The sequence below is a fragment of the Streptomyces sp. WM4235 genome (assembly GCF_001279725.1).
Lineage (GTDB): Bacteria > Actinomycetota > Actinomycetes > Streptomycetales > Streptomycetaceae > Streptomyces.
In genome coordinates this window covers 1-284 of record NZ_LGDE01000392.1, presented here as the reverse complement: position 1 = coordinate 284, position 284 = coordinate 1, and the positions used below count along the sequence as shown (strand labels likewise).

The window sequence follows — 284 nt, the reverse complement described above, 5'->3', positions numbered from 1 at the left end:
AAGGAGGCCGAGCGCAGCAAGAACATGTTCGCGCTGGGCCTGCTGTCGTGGATGTACCACCGCCCCACCGAGGGCACGGAGGCGTTCCTGCGGACGAAGTTCGCGAAGAAGCCGGAGATCGCCGAGGCGAACGTGGCCGCCTTCCGGGCCGGCTGGAACTTCGGCGAGACCACCGAGGACTTCGCCGTCTCCTACGAGGTCGCCCCCGCGACGAAGTCGTTCCCGACGGGCACCTACCGCAACATCTCCGGGAACCTGGCCCTGTCGTACGGCCTCATCGCCGC

The 284-nt window shown here is 68.0% G+C and carries 1 protein-coding gene; it reads left to right on the top strand.

Translation table 11 applies throughout. The annotated features are described in order from the left end of the window. On the top strand, positions 1 to 284 hold a 284-nt coding region (locus ADK55_RS23355), incomplete at both ends, for a 2-oxoacid:acceptor oxidoreductase family protein (RefSeq protein WP_199826610.1).